The following is a 19554-nucleotide window of genomic DNA, read 5'->3' as shown; positions in this document are numbered from 1 at the left end:
AATCAAGGTGTGCTTTAGCGAACTAAAGCGCACCATTTATAACTAAATTACCAAGTTTGCGTAGATTTAAACTTCTCTAGAAGTTCTTTAAGCTGCGCTTCGATCTCGGCATTGTAGTTACCAGTTTCATTGATTTGAGCCATAAGCTCTGCGTATGTGCTGTTTGCATAAGAAAGTAACCCAGCTTCGAAATCCATGATTTTAACGATTTCGATATCTTGAAGGTAACCTTTCTCTGCTGCAAATAACGACAAAGACATTTCAGCAACAGACATTGGCGCGTACTGTTTCTGCTTCATTAGCTCTGTTACACGCTCACCATGCTCAAGTTGAGCACGAGTTGCATCATCAAGGTCAGACGCGAACTGCGAGAACGCAGCTAATTCACGATACTGAGCTAGGGCTAGACGAATACCGCCACCTAGTTTCTTAACGATTTTAGTTTGTGCAGCACCACCAACACGCGATACCGAGATACCAGCATTTACTGCCGGACGGATACCTGAGTTGAATAAGTCAGTTTCTAAGAAGATCTGACCATCGGTGATAGAGATAACGTTAGTCGGTACGAACGCAGAAACGTCGCCGCCTTGAGTTTCAATGATTGGCAATGCCGTCAATGAACCTGTTTTACCTTTCACTTCACCATTGGTGAACTTTTCAACGTACTCAGCGTTTACACGCGATGCACGCTCAAGAAGACGAGAGTGAAGATAGAATACGTCACCTGGGTATGCTTCACGACCTGGTGGACGCTTAAGTAGCAATGAGATTTGACGGTAAGCAACTGCTTGCTTAGATAAATCATCATATACGATTAATGCGTTTTCACCACGGTCACGGAAGTATTCACCCATAGTACAGCCCGCGAACGGTGCTAAGTACTGAAGTGCCGCAGACTCAGAAGCAGATGCAACAACTACGATAGTATTTGCAAGTGCACCGTGCTCTTCTAATTTACGTACTACGTTAGCAATAGTAGATGCTTTTTGACCAATCGCTACGTACACACACTTAACGCCTGTGTCTTTTTGATTGATGATTGCATCGATTGCTAGTGCAGTTTTACCTGTTTGGCGGTCACCGATCACAAGTTCACGTTGACCACGACCCACTGGGATCATCGCATCGATAGATTTATAACCAGTTTGTACTGGCTCATCTACTGATTTACGTTCGATTACACCCGGTGCAATTTTTTCTACAGGTTCAAAACCGTCGTTATCTAAAGCGCCTTTACCGTCGATAGGTGCACCTAGTGTGTTTACAACACGACCAAGTAAACCAGCACCAACAGGAACTTCTAAGATACGACCAGTTGTGTATACTTTTACGCCTTCTGTAAGGTCAGCGTATGGACCCATTACTACTGCACCAATTGAGTCACGCTCAAGGTTTAGTGCGATAGCATAACGGTTGCCTGGAAGCTCAATCATTTCACCTTGCATACAGTCAGCAAGACCGTGGATGCGAATGATACCGTCAGTAACAGATACAATTGTACCTTCGTTACGAGCTTCACTTACAACTTCGAACTTCTCAATACGTTGTTTGATCAGATCAGAAATTTCAGTGGAATTAAGTTGCATGCTCTTCTTCCCAATTACGATTGTAGTGTAGTGGCTAAACGGTTTAATTTACCGCGAACAGTGCCGTCGATTACTGTGTCTCCAGCCTTAATCATAAGGCCACCAACAAGTGATTCGTCAACACTACAATTCAGCTTAACTTTGCGTGCGAAACGTTTTTCAAGTGCCGCTACCAGTGTTTCTTGCTGCGTTGCAGCAAGGGTTGTTGCAGAGGTGATGTCAACATCAATCTCTTTATCGTAATCTGCTTTAAAAGCAGAGAACAATTGTGCAACAGCTGGTAGGGCGGTCAAACGTCCATTTTCAGCCATAACCTTTACAAGGTTTTGACCGTATTCGTTGAGTTGCTCTGCACAAACAGAAATAACAATTTCTGATTGCTTATCAGCAGAGGCGCTTCCAGTTAGGAATTGAGCGACTTGTTCATTTTTCGCCACTTCTGAAGCAAAAAACAACATATCATTCCAACTCTCAACTACGCCTTTTTCAACGGCAAATTCAAAGGCCGCTTTAGCGTATGGGCGAGCGATTGTAGTCAATTCAGACATGCTCAGACCCTCCTATTAAAGCTCAGCTACAAGTTTTTCAACAATGTCGCTGTGCGCGGCTTCATTGATTTCGCGCTCTAGAATCTTCTGTGCGCCGATAACCGCTAAAGTAGCAACTTGCTTACGCAGTTCTTCTTTAACACGGTTACGCTCGGCTTCAATTTCAGAATGACCTTGAGCAATGATGTTTTCGCGCTCGTCGTGACCACGAGATGTCTCTTCGTCTACGATTTGCGTTGCACGCTTCTTAGCTTGCTCGATGATTTCAGCAGCTTGTGATTTAGCTTCTTTAAGTTCTGCAGTTGCTTTTTTACGAGCAAGTTCAAGATCTTTTTCAGCTTTATCAGAGGCCGCTAAACCATCTTCAATTTTTTTCTGGCGAGCTTCAATAGCACCGTTAAGTGGTGGCCACACAAACTTCATGCAGAACCAAACAAAAACGATAAATGCTATTAATTCGCCGAGTAGAGTAAGGTTTAAACTCACAACCACTCCTCCTTAGTCAATAGTTGATCGCGGATAAAGTATTTTTTCAATATTAAAGTGCGAACAACATGTATAGACCAATACCTACACCGATCATCGCGATAGCATCGATAAGACCCGCTACGATGAACATTTTAACTTGTAGTTGTGGTGCAAGCTCAGGTTGACGAGCAGCAGACTCAAGGAATTTACCACCTAAGTTACCAAAACCGATAGCAGTACCTAAAGCACCAAAACCGATAAGTAACGCTACAGCGATATATTTAAGACCTAGTACGATTTCCATTGTTTTCTCCGATTAATTTTCAAAGTTTAAAGTTTAAGTAAAAAAATCTTTATTGAACTGACGTCTGATTAATGATCAGTTGACGCCATGCTCAGGTATACAATTGTTAGCATCATGAAAATGAATGCTTGCAATACGATTACGAGAATGTGGAACACAGCCCATACGAAATGCAGTGGTAATTGGAATAAGCCAATCGCTGCAATCAGAATGAAGATCAATTCACCTGCGTATAAGTTACCAAATAAACGTAGTGCCAATGAGATTGGCTTAGCAAACAAGGTTACTAGCTCTAGTAACAAGTTTACTGGAATAAATAGTGCTTGAACCACTGGGTTCTTAACGTTAAACGGTTGTAATGTAAGTTCTTTAACAAAACCCATAACGCCTTTAACGCGAATCGAATAAAAGATGATAAGTGCGAATACACCTAAACCCATTGCTAACGTTAAGTTAAGATCGGTTGTAGGTACCACTTTCATATAAGTATGCGATTGACCGCTTGAAATAACATCCCAAGACTCACCACTAATCAATGCCGCAGCAGTTGGTAGGAAGTCAACAGGTATTAAATCCATTAAGTTCATCAAGAATACCCAGACAAAAATTGTCAGAGCAAGAGGGGCAATTAGTTTACTTTTACCGTGAAAGGTATCTTTCACGTTAGAGTCAACGAATTCTACGACCATCTCGATAAAGCACTGAAATTTACCAGGAACACCAAGCGTTGCTTTATTCGCAGCGCGCTTGAAGATCCATAGAAAGATCAATCCTAAACCGATAGACCATGCGAGGGTATCGACATTAAGTACCATCCACCAATTGTTAGGGTCGTCGGATAGACGCACCTGACCGTTGGTTAGGTGGTGCTTGATGTAACCCGTTAGAGTTAGCTCTTCACCTGCAGCCATGTTATATCCCAAAAGTTAATGATTAAAAAAAACTGGCGCGAACAATCCAACGAACATCACTAATATAAAACTACAAAAAAATGGCAAAAAGATTACCGGATACAGTTTAAATATCAGCGCAAACAAAAAGATTGTTAGCAAAAATTTTAATCCGTTGCCGCGTTTAAACGAGGCAAACACTTGTTTTGCTTTACTAGCACCCATATAACGGAATGCATAGATAACAAATACAAAATTAGGGAGCACCGCTACAGTGCCTCCAGCGATAGCTGAAAGGCCGGCATCTACTCCCCAACCAACAAAAATGATTACAGCAGCAACTAATGCTACAACACCCTGAAGACATATTAATTTTAATGCGGCAAGCCGATATGGCCTCGCTAACTTATTTGTCACGTTTAGTTAACCTTAGTGGCAATCTAATTGTCAGGGCATGAAAACTGGCGAAATTATACTGATTCCTACCAGTTTTGCAACTTGAGTCGGTGTATTGTGGTGCAAATTTGCGACGAATGTCTCTTTTTGGACATGATATTTATTAATGCTCGGAATTCTCTGCATTTATACGGCTTAAAATTCCATCTAACTCTTCTAAGTTAGTATACGAAATAACTAAGTTTCCTTTGCCTTTTTTGTTGTAGTTAATTTCAACTTTAGCACCCAAGTTTTCGGCTAATTGTTGTTCTAACTGTTTGACATCTGGATCTTTTTCGAAAGTTTCTTTTTTAGGGTCAGGTTCAATAATTGAACGAACTAATTTTTCTGTTTCGCGTACAGTTAAAGCCTTTGCTACAGCCAGTCGAGCAGCATCAGATTGTGCTTCACCTTCAAGGGCTAATAAACAACGCGCATGACCCATTTCAATATCGCCATGTTCCAACAATATTTTAACATCATCATTAAGGTTATTCAGTCGTAATAAATTAGTTACTGTCGTGCGTGATTTGCCTACGGCATCTGCCACTTGTTGGTGAGTTAATTCAAACTCAGTTAACAAACGGTGCAATGCAACCGCTTCTTCCATGGCATTTAGATCTTCGCGTTGAATATTTTCAATCAATGCGATGGCCACCGCAGCTTCATCAGGCACATCTTTAATGATACATGGTACTACGTCTAGCTTAGCTATTTGTGCAGCACGCCAGCGACGTTCACCAGCAATTATCTCATAACTGTTTTCTGCTACTGGACGAACTACAATTGGCTGAATAATCCCTTGCGATCGAATTGAGCTTGCTAGCTCTTCAAGCGCTTCTTCGGACATGTCTTTACGTGGCTGATATTTACCTGAGTGTAAAAACTCAATCGGTAGCTTTTGCAGTTCACTACTGGTTGGCTGAACAATTACATCCTGCTCACTCACGTTGGGTTGTTCAGTGCGGGCACTCGGTGCTGGTTTTGACGAGCTTAATAAAGCATCGAGTCCTCGGCCTAAACCGCGTTTTTTAGCAGACATGTTCTTTTTACCTCAAGTTAGGCGACGATTGGGGATATTTTTTCTTTTCTGCGTAACATTTCACCGGCAAGTGCTAAATACGCTTTAGCACCACTTGATGCCCGATCATAATACATTGCGGGTGCACCAAAACTCGGCGCTTCAGCTAAACGTACATTACGTGGGATCACGGTGCGGTATACTTTATCGCCAAAATGTTGTTTAAGCTGCTCAGATACATCATTGGCCAAACGATTACGCGGATCGTACATAGTACGTAAAATCCCTTCAATCTGTAGTTTTGGATTAACTAACTTGGCTAATTGCGTAATTGTGTCCATTAATGCGGTTAAACCTTCAAGCGCATAATATTCACATTGCATAGGCACTAAAATTGAATCCGCGGCCGCCATTGCATTCACCGTAAGCATGTTCAGTGATGGTGGGCAGTCGATAAAAATAAATTCATATTGATCAGATATTTTTTCAAGCGCATTGCGTAGTCGTACTTCTCGAGCATAAAGCTCCATCAGTTTAACTTCGGCGGCGGTAACATCACCATTGGCAGCAATTAAATGATATTCACCAGAGGTTTCTTTAGTAACAACTTCTTCAATTGGTTTATCTTCGATTAATAAATCATAAATTGTTGCCACATCGCCGTATTTGTCTACGCCGCTACCCATGGTTGCATTGCCTTGCGGATCGAGATCAATAAGCAACACTTTACGTTTAGTTGCAGCCATTGATGCCGCGAGATTAACTGCTGTGGTGGTTTTACCCACACCACCTTTTTGGTTTGCTATTGCGATGACTTTTGCCACAGTATCTCTGATCCCTAGTCTTTAGAAAGAATAATTAAATGTCTTTGCGCATCTAATTTTGGTACTTCCAAGGTGATTTTTTGCTCGAACTTAACACCTGCTGGTAAAGATTCTAGCTCTTCACTTGGAAATACGCCTTTTAAGGCAATAAACTTACCTGAATGATCAATCAAGTGCGAACACCAGTCAACCATATCTTGTAAAGATGCAAAAGCACGACTCAATACACCATCTAATTTAACACTTGGTTGATAATCTTCAACTCTAGACTGCACTGGGGTTACATTTTTCAGACCTAGCTCATGTTTTACCTGCATTAAAAAACGCACGCGTTTACCTAAACTATCTAATAAAATAAATTGTGTCTCAGGTAATGCAATAGCTAATACGATACCCGGAAGACCAGGACCCGTACCAACATCAATATAATGATGACCGGGTAGGTGAGGTGCAACAACTAAGCTATCCATAATATGCTTAATCATCATATCCTCAGGTAAACGCACTGAGGTTAAATTATAAGCTTTGTTCCATTTGTTGAGTAACTCAACATATTGAACCAATTGTTGCTGCTGTTTTTCAGTTAGCGCAATATCAGTTTGCGCTAACAAAGTAGTTAATTGTTGCTGTAACACAGTATTCCTTAATGACTACGCAATTTTACGTAGTAAGCCTTGCTTCTTCAGATAAACTAATAATAGCGAAATAGCAGCAGGCGTGATACCTGAAATACGTGATGCTTGACCGATTGTATCAGGACGCGCCTCAGTTAATTTAACAACCACTTCATTTGATAGACCCGATACGATCGAGTAATCATAATCTTTAGGCAAAATAGTTAACTCATGACGAAGTTGCTTATTGATCTCTTCTTGCTGACGAGCAATATAACCTGCGTACTTAGTGTGGATCTCAACTTGCTCTAACGCTGTTGCATGATCAAACTCAGATCCTAATCCTTCGATCGCCATTAGATCGTTATAACGGATCTCAGGGCGACGTAATAATTCTTCTAAACTTGCCTCTCGGGTTAATGGTGTTTTAAGTAAGCCATTAACTTGATCAATTACAGCGTGATCTTTATGGATCCAAGTTTCTTTGATCCGTTGAGATTCTTTTGCAATGATATCCATTTTTTCATTAAATGCTTGCCAGCGTTCATCGTTAACTAAACCAAGTTCACGACCTTTTGCTGTTAAACGAATATCAGCGTTGTCTTCACGTAGTAACAAACGGTATTCAGCACGACTAGTAAACATACGGTACGGTTCTTTGGTACCTAGTGTAGTTAAATCGTCGATTAATACACCGACATAAGCTTCATCACGGCGCGGTGTCCAAGGCTCTTTACCTTGTACTTGCAATGCTGCATTCATACCGGCAATTAAGCCTTGTGCACCGGCTTCTTCATAGCCTGTAGTGCCATTGATCTGTCCAGCAAAGAACAAACCATCAATAAATTTGGTCTCTAATGATTTCTTTAAATCGCGTGGATCAAAAAAGTCGTACTCGATAGCATAGCCTGGACGGCAAATATGTGCATTTTCAAAGCCAGTGATTGATTGCACAATCTCTAATTGCACATCAAATGGCAAACTAGTTGAAATACCATTTGGATAAAGCTCATAAGATGTTAGGCCTTCAGGCTCAACAAAAATTTGATGTTTGTCTTTATCTGCAAAGCGAACAATTTTATCTTCAATAGAAGGACAGTAACGTGGACCAATCCCTTCAATAACACCTGAGTACATAGGTGAACGATGTAAATTATTGCGGATCACATCATGAGTTTTTTCATTGGTGTATGTGATGAAGCAAGAAATTTGTTGTGGATGATCTAACTGCTTACCCATAAATGAAAACACCGGTGTTATAGCATCACCAGGTTGTTGTTCCATTTTACTAAAATCAACTGTACGGGCATCAATACGTGGTGGCGTTCCAGTTTTTAAGCGATCAACACGAAATGGTAATTCACGTAAACGATTTGCTAATGCGATTGAAGGTGGATCACCAGCGCGACCACCTTTGAAGTTTTCTAAGCCAATGTGAATTTGGCCACCAAGGAATGTGCCTACGGTTAATACAACAGAAGGTGCGCTAAAACGCAGTCCCATTTGAGTAACAACACCTGTTACTTTATTATTTTCAACAATCAGATCATCACATGATTGCTGAAAGATCTTCAGGTTATCTTGGTGTTGTAAAATATCTTGAATAGCAGCTTTATATAAAGCGCGATCTGCTTGTGCACGAGTAGCTCTTACTGCAGGTCCCTTTGAAGAATTTAAAGTACGGAATTGAATACCGCCTTTATCAATTGCTTGGGCCATTGCACCACCTAGTGCATCAATTTCTTTAACCAAATGACCTTTGCCAATACCACCAATTGCTGGGTTACATGACATCTGACCAAGGGTATCCATATTGTGAGTCAGCAGTAGGGTATTCATACCCATACGTGCAGCAGCTAACGCAGCTTCTGTACCTGCATGTCCACCACCAACAACAATAACATCAAAATTTTCGTGAAAAATCATTTCGGGATCCTACTTAATCAACCAGCAAACTTTCAAGGGGGAGCGTATTCTACCTATAAATTTACAGAAGATAAATGATTAAACTGTGGCCAAGATCTAAGTAAATGATCTCTAATAATATAAAGGATCTTTTAAAGAGATCTTTTATTACTGTTACTACTACTGAGCATGATTTCTGTTGATAAGGTTTAGTTTACTTATTAAAACATAAAGTTAGATCGGATCTAAAGGTGTTGATATGATCGGATCTAACTGATTATAAGCTCTGATCAAAAAGGCTCTTTATGCACAGGGGGTATTGGATCAGATCTTATCCAATGGATAACATAGTCTTAAAACGCAGTTAGATCATAGCTTATCCACAATTTGATATAAATACTCAGTAAATTGTGGGTAACTTTAAATTTGGATCTAAACTGTGATCTTAATTAAATACGGTTTATTTGCTCGATCCAGCTTGGTAACCAAGCTAATGCGGTGTCTTCTGGTAGTTCTTCATCAAGAATATTCAACTCTAAGCGCTCTGCTATACAGTGCGCGCCTTTACTTACTAAAAGTTGTTCTAGATTACGGCCTGCGAGGTTATAGGTATCATAACTGGTGTCACCTAAACCAATAACACTAAAATTTAATCCTTTTAAATCATTAACTTGATTAATATCTTCAACAAAGGATAAAAGGTTCTCAGGATAATCACCAGCACCATAAGTAGAAGTACACAATAACCAGATAGTATTTTCTTGGTTTATCTGTGAAAAGTTAGGTTGATCATGAACTTCTGTAGTGATCCCTTGAGTAACTAATTGCTCTGCTAGTTGCTCACCTACATACTCAGCAGATCCCATTTGGCTGCCTATAATGATATTAACGGAGTTCATAATTCTATTTGATCACACAACTGCTTACTTATAGGCTTATGATAACTGAGTTTACTCAGCAGTAAAGCCTTGAATGGAAGTTTGTATAAGTATTTAAAGTACGATTTTTGATGTTTCTTATTTTTAATTCGTAATTATTTGATATATATAAATAAAATAAAGTATTCCAATATGTAATCTTCTGATCAAGCTGTTGATAAAAAGTGGGAAAGCTGGGTAGTAACAACATAAGATCTTATTTTTATTTTACTAAGATATTGATTTTACGTTTTATGAGTGGTGAATTTTCGTTTCATTAAGAGTTTTAAAACGAGTGATCAGAATGTGGATAGATCGCCTGTTGATAACGATCGTTTTGGCTATAAATTAATTTATGAAATGCCAAAAAATATTTCAAGTAGGGTGCTAAATAAGTAATTAATGGCAATTAAAGTTGATTTAGTGGGTTTATTGCTCGATTTATACTGTTTTAGCTAATAAATTGAGTACTTTTTATATGCCTCTCAGTTAAAAATGATCAAAAAAGCCCAAATTGTGGATAACAATTTGAGCTTGTGCTGATCAATTTCTAAATTAGTTACTATTTTTATCACTAATTATGATTTTAATTTTGTATAAATAGCTTTTAAAACTCCGATTAGAATAAATGATCGCTACTTTTTGTGCTATTAAAAGTACTGCTAGCGGTAAAAATATAGGCTTTTGTGGCATCAAATAGTGCATTACCAAGCGTATATCTTTGCACGCCATGTGCAAATAATGAACTGCTATTACTACTATTATCGCAAAGAAAATCACTTTTTAATGGCTGTGCCATCACGTTAAGTGGCACCTTAAGTGTCGTTGTTATTTGCTTTATTGCTGTTAAATCGGATAATCCAGGGATAAAAATACCATCAACGCCAGCGTCTTGATAAGCCAAAGATCGAGTTATTACATGTTCAAGAGAAGCCATATTTTGGCTGTAGCAATCAGTTCTAGCATTGATAAATAGCTGTGAAAAACCATACTTTTTAAGTGTATTTTTAATCGCTTTAAGGATCTCTACTTGGTGTTCTAGGGAGCGTAACTGAGCTGTTTTTTTATCTGAATCCTCAATATTAATACCGACAGCACCTAATTTGGCTACGGCCAAAACATGCTGACAAATAGTGCTTACGTCATTACTGTAACCTGATTCAATATCCACGGAAACAGCAATATTAACAGCATCGATTATTGGTTTTAGCTGACTTATAAACTCCTCAAATGAGCATTGTTCGCCATCTTCTTGACCTCGAGATTGGGCCATCCCCCAACTTGTTGTGGCGATAGCAGCAAAACCAGCATCAGCTAATATACGAGCGCTTAATGGATCCCACGCATTTGGTAATAAAAATAATTGCTCTTGTTTATGTAATTGATGAAAGGTTTGGTATTTATTCATAATGATCTCAAAAGTGAATTTCATTATGACTATAAAAAGATTACGGTGACTACGCTGGCCAAGTTCGGCACTGAACGTAAATTTTAAGCTCGTTGTAAAAACCTAAAAGGCAGTGATAGCGACGGATAATTTAGAGCGGTTGGTTAAATAACGACTTGTATTTTTTATTGAATACAGCTAATACCAATCGTGTAAAGTTACTGACCATTTATAGCGACAGATAAATACAGTGATAACAAGGCGTAAATTTTGACATGTAGTTGTTCTAATTGAAAAAATTATAACGCAGTTAGCGCTTTATGTAGCTCGCTAGAATGGTTAAATATTTAAGTCGATTGGTATAATAATATACTGGTTTTTGAAGGGGATTAAGAGTGCTTATATAAGCACCCTTAGTTTTTAATTATTTACCGATACAAAATGAGCTGAAAATTTTGCCAAGTAGATCGTCAGAGGTAAATTCACCGGTGATCTCGTTTAAGTAGTTTTGTGTTAAACGTAGTTCTTCAGCTAGGATCTCACCGGCAATATGCATCTCTAATTGGTCTTTGCCAGTTTGTAAATGATGAGCTGCGCTATCGAGTGCATCCAAGTGACGACGACGGGCCATAAAGCCGCCTTCGGTAGCTCCCTGAAAACCTATACATGCCTTTAAGTGAGTACGAACTAACTCTATACCATCAGCATTTTTAGCACTTAAGCTGATCACTGGATATTGCTGGTTTTCGCTCATACCGACTTCGTCACCCGATAAATCGGCTTTATTTCGGATCACGGTTACGCCCATACCGGCAGGTAGTTTGGCCATAAACTCTGGCCAAATAGCATGTGGGTCAGTGTCTTTGGTATCAGTGCCATCAAGCATAAACAACACGCGGTCGGCTTGTTTTATTTCATCCCATGCGCGTTCAATGCCTATTTGCTCAACGCGGTCTGGGCTTTCGCGCAGGCCTGCAGTATCTATAATATGTAGCGGCATGCCATCAATGTGAATGTGTTCTCGTAGTACGTCACGGGTGGTGCCGGCAATTTCAGTAACAATAGCGGCTTCACGCCCTGCAAGTGCATTTAGTAAACTAGATTTGCCTGCGTTAGGGCGCCCAGCAATCACCACGCGCATACCTTCACGCATAATGCTGCCTTGTTTTGCTTGATTGGTCACATTGCTTAGCTGGGTGATAATGGCATTTAGATCACCAGAGACTTTACCGTCAGATAAAAAGTCTATTTCCTCATCGGGAAAATCAATGGCCGCTTCAACGTACATACGCAAGTGAATGACTTTTTCAACTAAGGTATCAATGTGCTTAGAGAACTCGCCCTGGAGTGATTGTAAGGCGCTTTTGGCTGCTTGTTCTGAAGTGGCATTAATTAAGTCAGCAATTGCTTCTGCTTGGGTTAAGTCCATTTTGTCGTTCATAAAGGCGCGCTCAGAAAACTCGCCTGGCTTTGCTAATCGTACACCTTCAATTTGGCTAATTTCTTTAAGTAGCATATCCAGTACTACAGGACCGCCATGGCCTTGTAGTTCAAGTACATCTTCGCCAGTGAAAGAGTTTGGCCCGGCAAAATAAATAGCAATACCTTGATCAAGTTGCTCGCCAGCAAGACTGTTAAATGGCACGTAATCGGCGTAACGCACCTTAGGGCAACGACCAATAATCTGTTCGGCGACGGTTTTTACTAAACTGCCAGAAACGCGAATAATACCAACGCCACCACGACCAGGTGCGGTTGCTTGTGCTGCAATTGTGTCTTGATTGATCATGCTAATAGTTTGCCAACTTAAAGAGTAATGGTATGGGCGTATTGTAACCTATGCAGTTATGACTGGCGAATAGCGGGCAATAAAAAAGGCGACCAATGGTCGCCTTAATTTAAGTAACTGAGCAAATTAGCCCCTGACTTTTATTCCTTGCTTTTCCATACCGCGATAGATGATCAGCATCTGTGCGATAGAGATAAGGTTTGATACTAACCAGTAAAGTACTAGACCAGATGGGAACCAAAGGAAGAACACTGAGAAGATAACCGGCATAAAGGTCATCATCTTTTGTTGCATCGGATCAGTTACCGTCATTGGTTGTAGCTTCTGAGTAATAAACATACTGGCACCAAATAAGATTGGTAGTACGTAGTATGGGTCTTTCGCAGATAAGTCAGTTAACCAAAAAATAAACTCAGCATGACGCAGTTCTGTTGATTCTAAGAATACATAAAATAGCGCTAAGAAAATTGGCATTTGCAGCAAAATAGGGAAACAGCCACCCATAGGGTTTACTTTCTCTTTGCGGTACATTTCCATGGTTGCTTGGCCGAATTTTTGACGGTCATCACCAAACTTTTCTTTTAATGCAGCCATTTTAGGCTGTAGGGCACGCATCTTAGCCATTGACGTATATTGCGCTTTGGTAAGTGGGTACATTGCTGATTTAACAATCACAGTAATGGCGATAATTGCCACACCCCAGTTACCTAGTATGCTATGTAGCCATTTTAATAGTATAAATAACGGCTGTGAGATAAACCATAACCAACCGTAATCGACAGTTAAATCTAAGTTCGGATGAATAGCTTCAAGTATATCCGACTCTTTCGGGCCCATATAGTAAGTTGCACCAAGAGTTGCTTGTTGGTTTGCTTGTACATTTATCGGCTCACCTTTAGCACCAATAATTGCTGCGTTGCCTTTAGCAATTAAGCTGTAAAGGGTATTTTGCTGTTCTTGCGAAGGAACCCACGCACTTACAAAGTAGTGCTGAATAAAAGCAATATAACCACCTTGGGTATTTATGCTAAGGTTTTTGTCGGCCATATCAGAAAAGCTATATTTCTCGTACTTTTCCTCAGCTGAACCATAGGCAGCACCTAAGTAGTTTTGGTCAACTAAGCTGCCTTTATCTTGTACTGTGCGTTTTACTTGCGTATACAGCTGTACTTGAATTGGCTCTGCGGTGGTGTTATTTACTGAGTATTCTAAAGCAACATCGTATTGACCTTTTTTGAATACATACGTTTTAGTAAAACTAACACCTTTGCTATCAGTAAATGTAAGTGGTACGCGAAGTTCGTCACCTGTTAAAGCAAATGTTTTTTGCTCCGTGTGATAAACCGGGCGACCTTCTGCAGATGCATCTGGGCCATTTAAGCCTATTAAACCACTCTGAGAGAAGTATTGTTTACCATCAAACTCACCAAGTAACATATAAGGCGTTTCGCTACCTTTTGTTTCTTCGTATTGCAGTAAGTCAGCTTCAACAATATCACCACCACGGGTGTCAATTTTAACTTTGAATACGTCAGTCGTAATTTCAATAACTGAACGTTTCGCGGTTGTTGCTGCAGTAGGTAATTCACCATCGGTTGATGATGGAACATAATCATCAGAGTCAGGGGAATTAGTTTGTAGTGTTTGTGTGTTGGCACTAGGATCGACTTTTGGTGCGTTGTAGTCTTTATTCCACTCTTGGAACAATAAAAACGATACAAGCATCAGGCCGATGAATAAAAACGTGCGTTGCGATTCCATAACAGCTCTTATTTCTCGTGTTGGTGGTTAATATGGGTTAATTTTTCAGGTACGGGATCATCCCCACCTGAATGTAAAGGATGACATTTTAATATGCGTTTAACCGCTAACCAACTCCCTTTTACAGATCCATGCAAATTAATTGCTTGAATAGCATAACTAGAGCAGGTTGGATTAAAGCGACAATGCGGACCTAACAGCGGACTAATCCACTTTTGATAACCACGAATTAATAACACTAAACAGCGCTTAGGAAAAGCAACAAGTGGTTTTAGTAACCTCATGATGTTCAAGCCTCTGCGTAATATTTAGTGAATGGATACCATGAATTTAAACGCCCAAAATGGAATTTTAAATGCATGATTAAAAGGTGAGCTAAAGATACCTTAATTAACCATGTAATTCTATTGCTATTGGCTCTGTTTATTGGATTTAGCCGATTTGTTGGGGCGTTTTTTAAACGGCGGTGGTTTTGGTGCACCAGGTTTACAGCGTTCGTTAATCTTGCGCCATAATTTAGTGAGTTGTTTAGTTAGCTCTTCATTTGACTGTTCATCAATACCACTTTTAACCATCAGCACAATATCGACATTATCAATAGTGTGTTGGTTTAAACGAAAACTTTCGCGAGCAAGACGTTTAATACGGTTTCGTTGGCAAGCTTTTTTAACCCGTTTTTTAGCGACAGTGAGTCCTAAGCGAGGTTTTGCTTGGTCATTGGGTTTTGCTAATAAGGTAAAGAAAGGAGTTGCGGCCCGAGCGGGTTCATTAAAGATGCGAGAGTAATGCGAGGGAGTTAACAGACGTAACTCCCTGCCAAAGTTAAAGTCTTCCACTTATATATTAAGCAGAAAGAACTTTGCGGCCTTTAGCGCGGCGACGAGCTAATACTTTACGGCCATTTACAGTTGCCATGCGAGCACGGAAACCGTGTGCACGTTTGCGTTTTAAAACGCTAGGTTGAAAAGTTCTTTTCATAACAATTCCATCCGATCGGTTAAAGGTTAAAACATCCTATGCAGGTCGCGATCCTGGCACAGGTGCCATTGCGAGCGCGAGATATTATCGATGAAGTGCCTTAAAGTCAACCATAATCGCATTTATAATAGAGGGGTGATAATAGATCTGTTGGCAGGATCTGCTAGGATCCTTATATTAAAGAAGTTTTCCACAGGCTCTGTATAAAAAGTGCATAAAAGCTTGGGGTAAGTAAAATAGATCACATAATTTGATCGCGATCCAAGCCCTTTTTTGCTATGATCATACTTTGAAGTTAAAAATAATTGCTATTAAAAATCAACGTCTTGCTTGTTTTTTTTAGCCAGATCATATTTTTCAAAAAAATCAATCTTGTACTTGTGGATAAAGTGCATTCATAATACTCGGTCTTGGGTTAATAAATTGCCTAAATAATAGTAATAAATGTATGATTTCCGGCCACTAAAGATGACCGGGAATAAATACTAAGTCTTTGGGAGTTTAACTGTGTATCTGTCGGTTTGGCAAAGTTGTTTATATGTATTGCAAGATGAACTGCCTTCGCAGCAGTTCAGTATGTGGGTAAGACCACTACAAGCAGAAAGTACCGAAGATACCCTGACGATTTATGCACCTAATCGCTTTGTGCTTGATTGGGTAAGAGAAAAGTACTTAAACCGAATTAATGAATTACTTGTTGAGATTTGTAAGGATGAAGCGCCAGAGTTACGCTTTGATGTAGGTAGTAAGCCAATCCACAATGCGCAAGTGATCGCGCCTGCAACAACTGGCTCTGCGACCCCGATGAATCAGCCGGCGGCAAAGCAGCAACCAAAAGCAGCTAAAGCTGTGGTTGAGCCTGCTCCTAAGTCTGGTTACAAATCAAACATTAAAGAAAACTACACCTTTGATAGTTTTGTTGAAGGTAAATCTAACCAGTTAGCAAAAGCTGCTGCGACGCAAGTTGCGGATAATCCTGGTGCAGCCTTTAACCCGGTATTTATATATGGTGGAACGGGTTTAGGTAAAACGCATTTATTACATGCGGTTGGCAATGGTATTATGGCAAATAAGCCAGATGCAAAAATTGTTTATATGCACTCCGAACGCTTTGTGCAAGATATGGTTAAAGCCCTGCAAAATAATGCTATTGAAGAATTTAAGCGTTATTACCGCAGTGTTGATGCTTTAATGATCGATGATATTCAGTTTTTTGCTAACAAAGAACGCTCTCAAGAAGAATTCTTTCATACTTTCAATGCATTACTTGAAGGTAACCAACAAATTATTTTAACCTCAGATCGTTATCCAAAAGAGATTGAAGGGGTTGAAGATCGCCTTAAATCACGTTTTGGTTGGGGTTTAACCATCGCGATTGAGCCGCCAGAGCTTGAAACGCGAGTGGCTATTTTGATGAAAAAAGCCCAGCAGAGTAAAATAAATTTACCTCACGAAGTGGCCTTTTTTATCGCTAAAAAATTACGTTCAAATGTGCGTGAGTTAGAGGGCGCGCTTAATCGTGTGATTGCTAATGCAAACTTTACTGGTCGACCAATTTCGATCGACTTTGTAAAAGAAGCATTACGTGACTTGCTCGCTTTGCAGGACAAACTGGTCACGATAGACAATATTCAACGTACGGTTGCTGAATATTATCGTATTCGCGTCTCAGACCTGCTATCTAAGCGCCGCAGCCGCTCTATCGCAAGACCTCGTCAAGTTGCTATGGCATTGTCTAAAGAACTTACCAATCACAGCTTACCTGAGATTGGTGATGCCTTTGGTGGCCGCGACCACACTACAGTATTGCATGCGTGCAGAAAGATTAAATCACTACGTGATGAAAGCCACGAAGTGAAAGAAGATTATCAAAACCTAATAAGAACATTGTCATCTTAGGGCTGACTTTATTATGCAAATAACTATATCAAGAGAACAATTTTTAAAACCTTTGGTGCAAGTATCTGGCGCAATTGAGCGCAAGCATACCTTGCCTATCTTATCTAACGTTTTGTTAGAGGTTGAAAATGGCGAACTTTCAATGACAGGCACAGACCTTGAAATTGAACTTGTCGCAAAGGTTTTTGTTGGCGATGATACCGCTGATGCAAAATTGACTTTGCCAGCTAAAAAATTACTCGATATTTGTAAAAGTCTGCCAGACGGTTCAGATTTAACGTTGAGCAGTCAAGATCACCAACTATTACTGACCAGTGGAAAAAGCCGCTTTTCATTAACTACACTCGCTGCGGAAGACTTTCCTAATCTTGAGCAGTGGGATGGTGAAGTTGAATTTCAACTAACGCGCTTAGAACTGCGAAAGTTACTTGAAAGCACCCACTTTTCGATGGCCAATCAAGACGTACGCTATTACTTAAATGGTATGTCGTTTGAAGTAGATAATACTGATATAAAAACAGTGGCTACTGATGGTCACCGTTTAGCAATTGCGCAAAAACAATTAACGCAATCGTTAAATACTCAACGTCAGCTAATAATTCCGCGTAAAGGCGTACAAGAAATTATGCGTCTAATGGTTGCTGATGATGAGTTGGTTACAATTCAATTTGGTGCAAATCATATTCGTATTTTAGATACAGAGTTTACTTTTACGAGTAAATTAGTTGATGGACGTTTTCCTGATTACCGCCGAGTATTGCCACGTGGTGGTGATAAAGTGATTACCGCAAACCGTGAATGGTTACGCAGTGCGTTTCAACGGGTATCTATTTTATCGAACGAGAAGTTTAGAGGTGTACGGTTAAACTTATCGAATGGACTATTAAAAATTACCGCCAACAACCCAGAGCAAGAGCAAGCTGAGGAAGTGGTTGAAGTGAGCTATCAAGGCGATGACTTAGAAATTGGCTTTAACGTATCGTATGTTTTAGATGTATTAAATACATTAAAAACAGAAGACGTTTTATTTACGCTTGCTGATTCAAATAGTAGTGCATTGATAGAAGGTGCTGGCGATGAAGAAGCCATGTACGTTGTTATGCCAATGCGCTTATAAGGCACTATGAGTTTAAGTCATTTGAGCCTCAATAATTTTCGGAATATTGAGGCGCTCACTGTAGAGCCAGTGAATGGTATTAACATAATTTATGGTGAAAATGGCAGTGGCAAAACCAGCCTTCTTGAGGCTATTTATTACCTTTCTCATGGCAAGTCTTTCCGCACCCCAAAACACAAAAGTATCATTACGCACCATAAAGAAAAATTCACCATTCATGGTCGTAAATCACTTTATAACTTATCAATTCCAATCGGTATTAGTAAGACTTTAAGTGGTGAGACAGAATTAAAAATACAGGGTAAGTCTAGTCGTCGAGTGTCTGAACTTGCCCAATTAATGCCAGTACAAGTGATCACCCCAGAAAGCTATTCGTTGTTTTTTGGAGGTCCAAAAGAGCGCCGAAAATTTTTAGATTTAGGATTGTTCCACGTGGAACAAGACTTTTTTTATTTGTGGCAATCTTTCAATAAAGTATTAAAGCAACGTAATGCATTATTGAAAAGTAAGCCTAAGAATTATTTTGATCAAATCAAGTTTTGGGATAAAGAATTTGTTAGACTGGCAGACCAAATAAATAATTTACGAATTGCGTATATAAGTAGGTTTAAGCAGCAATTTTTTGATAAAATGTGTGCAGAATTAACGCTTATACGCGATTTAGAAATAAGTTTTTATGCTGGTTGGAAAGAAAATGAATCTCTAGCCGACGCTCTCGAACAAAGCTTTGAGCGTGATAGTCGCCAAGGTTTTACAAATAAAGGGCCGCATAAAGCTGATTTCAGTTTTAGTGTCGCTGGCAATAGTGTGGAAAACACCTTTTCACGCGGTCAATTGAAGCTATTGCTTTATGCGTTAAAAGTAACGCAAAATAGTTTGATTGAGTCAGAGACAGAAAAGCAATCAATATTGCTAATAGATGATCTACCTTCAGAGTTAGGGGAAGATACGAAAGAGAAAGTAGGACAGTTATTGTCGCACTGTAGCTCTCAAATATTTATCTCTACAATTCAATCTGAAAGTATTTCTGCTGTGGTGGAACCCATGCAACGAGAACTACAAATGTTCCACGTGAAACATGGCAACCTAATAACAAGATAAGTGGGAT

At 39.7% G+C, this 19554-nt stretch carries 20 protein-coding genes; 3 read left to right on the top strand and 17 right to left on the bottom strand.

What is annotated here, in order from left to right; genetic code table 11:
• Positions 1-47: 47 nt before the first annotated feature.
• From atpA to rpmH, 17 genes are all read right to left on the bottom strand, one after another.
• A complete protein-coding gene (atpA, locus tag H5201_RS12020) occupies positions 48-1589 on the bottom strand; it encodes a F0F1 ATP synthase subunit alpha (protein ID WP_145241685.1) in 1542 nt (513 codons plus the stop codon).
• A gap of 14 nt (positions 1590-1603) precedes the next feature.
• Positions 1604-2137: a F0F1 ATP synthase subunit delta gene (atpH, locus tag H5201_RS12015; protein WP_145241687.1), complete on the bottom strand. Its 534-nt coding sequence runs from the start codon at positions 2135-2137 to the stop codon at positions 1604-1606.
• Between the two features lie 15 nt (positions 2138-2152).
• Positions 2153-2623: a F0F1 ATP synthase subunit B gene (atpF, locus tag H5201_RS12010; RefSeq protein ID WP_145241689.1), complete on the bottom strand. Its 471-nt coding sequence runs from the start codon at positions 2621-2623 to the stop codon at positions 2153-2155.
• A 52-nt stretch (positions 2624-2675) separates the two neighbouring features.
• Complete coding sequence (atpE, locus tag H5201_RS12005; protein WP_009838908.1) at positions 2676-2909, bottom strand: F0F1 ATP synthase subunit C; 234 nt, start codon at positions 2907-2909, stop codon at positions 2676-2678.
• Positions 2910-2977: 68 nt separating this feature from the next.
• Positions 2978-3820, bottom strand: a complete 843-nt coding sequence (atpB, locus tag H5201_RS12000) for a F0F1 ATP synthase subunit A (protein WP_145241691.1) — start codon at positions 3818-3820, stop codon at positions 2978-2980.
• Between the two features lie 15 nt (positions 3821-3835).
• Positions 3836-4216 carry an ATP synthase subunit I gene (locus tag H5201_RS11995; protein ID WP_145241693.1) on the bottom strand — a complete coding sequence of 127 codons (381 nt, stop codon included), beginning with the start codon at positions 4214-4216 and terminating at the stop codon, positions 3836-3838.
• 142 nt (positions 4217-4358) lie between these two features.
• Positions 4359-5276 (bottom strand): ParB/RepB/Spo0J family partition protein, encoded by a 918-nt coding sequence (locus H5201_RS11990; protein ID WP_182784643.1) that lies wholly within the window; start codon positions 5274-5276, stop codon positions 4359-4361.
• A 17-nt stretch (positions 5277-5293) separates the two neighbouring features.
• Positions 5294-6079, bottom strand: a complete 786-nt coding sequence (locus H5201_RS11985) for a ParA family protein (protein ID WP_145241697.1) — start codon at positions 6077-6079, stop codon at positions 5294-5296.
• 14 nt (positions 6080-6093) lie between these two features.
• On the bottom strand, positions 6094-6714 hold the full coding sequence (gene rsmG, locus H5201_RS11980) for a 16S rRNA (guanine(527)-N(7))-methyltransferase RsmG (protein WP_149983167.1): 621 nt from the start codon (positions 6712-6714) through the stop codon (positions 6094-6096).
• Positions 6715-6729: 15 nt separating this feature from the next.
• Positions 6730-8619: a tRNA uridine-5-carboxymethylaminomethyl(34) synthesis enzyme MnmG gene (gene mnmG, locus H5201_RS11975; protein ID WP_182784641.1), complete on the bottom strand. Its 1890-nt coding sequence runs from the start codon at positions 8617-8619 to the stop codon at positions 6730-6732.
• Positions 8620-9047: 428 nt separating this feature from the next.
• Positions 9048-9497, bottom strand: a complete 450-nt coding sequence (locus H5201_RS11970; RefSeq protein WP_182778859.1) for a flavodoxin domain-containing protein — start codon at positions 9495-9497, stop codon at positions 9048-9050.
• A gap of 637 nt (positions 9498-10134) precedes the next feature.
• Entirely contained in the window at positions 10135-10923 is a 789-nt protein-coding gene (locus H5201_RS11965) for an isocitrate lyase/phosphoenolpyruvate mutase family protein (RefSeq protein WP_182784639.1), read from the bottom strand.
• Positions 10924-11326: 403 nt separating this feature from the next.
• Entirely contained in the window at positions 11327-12691 is a 1365-nt protein-coding gene (mnmE, locus tag H5201_RS11960; protein ID WP_145241707.1) for a tRNA uridine-5-carboxymethylaminomethyl(34) synthesis GTPase MnmE, read from the bottom strand.
• A gap of 126 nt (positions 12692-12817) precedes the next feature.
• Positions 12818-14452 carry a membrane protein insertase YidC gene (gene yidC / locus H5201_RS11955; protein WP_182740441.1) on the bottom strand — a complete coding sequence of 545 codons (1635 nt, stop codon included), beginning with the start codon at positions 14450-14452 and terminating at the stop codon, positions 12818-12820.
• A gap of 8 nt (positions 14453-14460) precedes the next feature.
• A complete protein-coding gene (gene yidD / locus H5201_RS11950) occupies positions 14461-14736 on the bottom strand; it encodes a membrane protein insertion efficiency factor YidD (RefSeq protein ID WP_064668255.1) in 276 nt (91 codons plus the stop codon).
• Between the two features lie 126 nt (positions 14737-14862).
• Entirely contained in the window at positions 14863-15288 is a 426-nt protein-coding gene (gene rnpA, locus H5201_RS11945) for a ribonuclease P protein component (RefSeq protein WP_145241711.1), read from the bottom strand.
• Between the two features lie 7 nt (positions 15289-15295).
• Complete coding sequence (gene rpmH, locus H5201_RS11940) at positions 15296-15430, bottom strand: 50S ribosomal protein L34 (protein WP_004335215.1); 135 nt, start codon at positions 15428-15430, stop codon at positions 15296-15298.
• 507 nt (positions 15431-15937) lie between these two features.
• On the opposite strand from rpmH, the gene dnaA reads away from it, so the two are divergent.
• The 3 genes from dnaA to recF are packed head-to-tail and all read left to right on the top strand — an operon-like array spanning position 15938 to position 19547.
• Positions 15938-17329 carry a chromosomal replication initiator protein DnaA gene (gene dnaA, locus H5201_RS11935; RefSeq protein WP_145241713.1) on the top strand — a complete coding sequence of 464 codons (1392 nt, stop codon included), beginning with the start codon at positions 15938-15940 and terminating at the stop codon, positions 17327-17329.
• A 13-nt stretch (positions 17330-17342) separates the two neighbouring features.
• Entirely contained in the window at positions 17343-18446 is a 1104-nt protein-coding gene (dnaN, locus tag H5201_RS11930; protein WP_149983170.1) for a DNA polymerase III subunit beta, read from the top strand.
• Between the two features lie 6 nt (positions 18447-18452).
• Positions 18453-19547, top strand: a complete 1095-nt coding sequence (gene recF / locus H5201_RS11925; protein ID WP_145241717.1) for a DNA replication/repair protein RecF — start codon at positions 18453-18455, stop codon at positions 19545-19547.
• The last annotated feature ends 7 nt before the right edge of the window (positions 19548-19554 follow it).

Origin of the sequence: Pseudoalteromonas sp. SG43-6 (assembly GCF_014164365.1) — a bacterium.
Classification (GTDB): domain Bacteria; phylum Pseudomonadota; class Gammaproteobacteria; order Enterobacterales; family Alteromonadaceae; genus Pseudoalteromonas; species Pseudoalteromonas rhizosphaerae.
Note: the sequence above shows the minus strand (reverse complement) of the source record. Positions and strands in the feature narration are given on the sequence as shown.

Bases quoted from the DNA above. Each gene is read 5' to 3' on its own strand.
- atpA (WP_145241685.1), bottom strand. From the start codon at position 1,589: ATGCAACTTAATTCCACTGAAATTTCTGATCTGATCAAACAACGTATT.
- atpH (WP_145241687.1), bottom strand. From the start codon at position 2,137: ATGTCTGAATTGACTACAATCGCTCGCCCATACGCTAAAGCGGCCTTT.
- atpE (WP_009838908.1), bottom strand. From the start codon at position 2,909: ATGGAAATCGTACTAGGTCTTAAATATATCGCTGTAGCGTTACTTATC.
- atpB (WP_145241691.1), bottom strand. From the start codon at position 3,820: ATGGCTGCAGGTGAAGAGCTAACTCTAACGGGTTACATCAAGCACCAC.
- H5201_RS11990 (WP_182784643.1), bottom strand. From the start codon at position 5,276: ATGTCTGCTAAAAAACGCGGTTTAGGCCGAGGACTCGATGCTTTATTA.
- mnmG (WP_182784641.1), bottom strand. From the start codon at position 8,619: ATGATTTTTCACGAAAATTTTGATGTTATTGTTGTTGGTGGTGGACAT.
- H5201_RS11970 (WP_182778859.1), bottom strand. From the start codon at position 9,497: ATGAACTCCGTTAATATCATTATAGGCAGCCAAATGGGATCTGCTGAG.
- H5201_RS11965 (WP_182784639.1), bottom strand. From the start codon at position 10,923: ATGAATAAATACCAAACCTTTCATCAATTACATAAACAAGAGCAATTA.
- mnmE (WP_145241707.1), bottom strand. From the start codon at position 12,691: ATGATCAATCAAGACACAATTGCAGCACAAGCAACCGCACCTGGTCGT.
- yidC (WP_182740441.1), bottom strand. From the start codon at position 14,452: ATGGAATCGCAACGCACGTTTTTATTCATCGGCCTGATGCTTGTATCG.
- yidD (WP_064668255.1), bottom strand. From the start codon at position 14,736: ATGAGGTTACTAAAACCACTTGTTGCTTTTCCTAAGCGCTGTTTAGTG.
- rpmH (WP_004335215.1), bottom strand. From the start codon at position 15,430: ATGAAAAGAACTTTTCAACCTAGCGTTTTAAAACGCAAACGTGCACAC.
- dnaN (WP_149983170.1), top strand. From the start codon at position 17,343: ATGCAAATAACTATATCAAGAGAACAATTTTTAAAACCTTTGGTGCAA.
- recF (WP_145241717.1), top strand. From the start codon at position 18,453: ATGAGTTTAAGTCATTTGAGCCTCAATAATTTTCGGAATATTGAGGCG.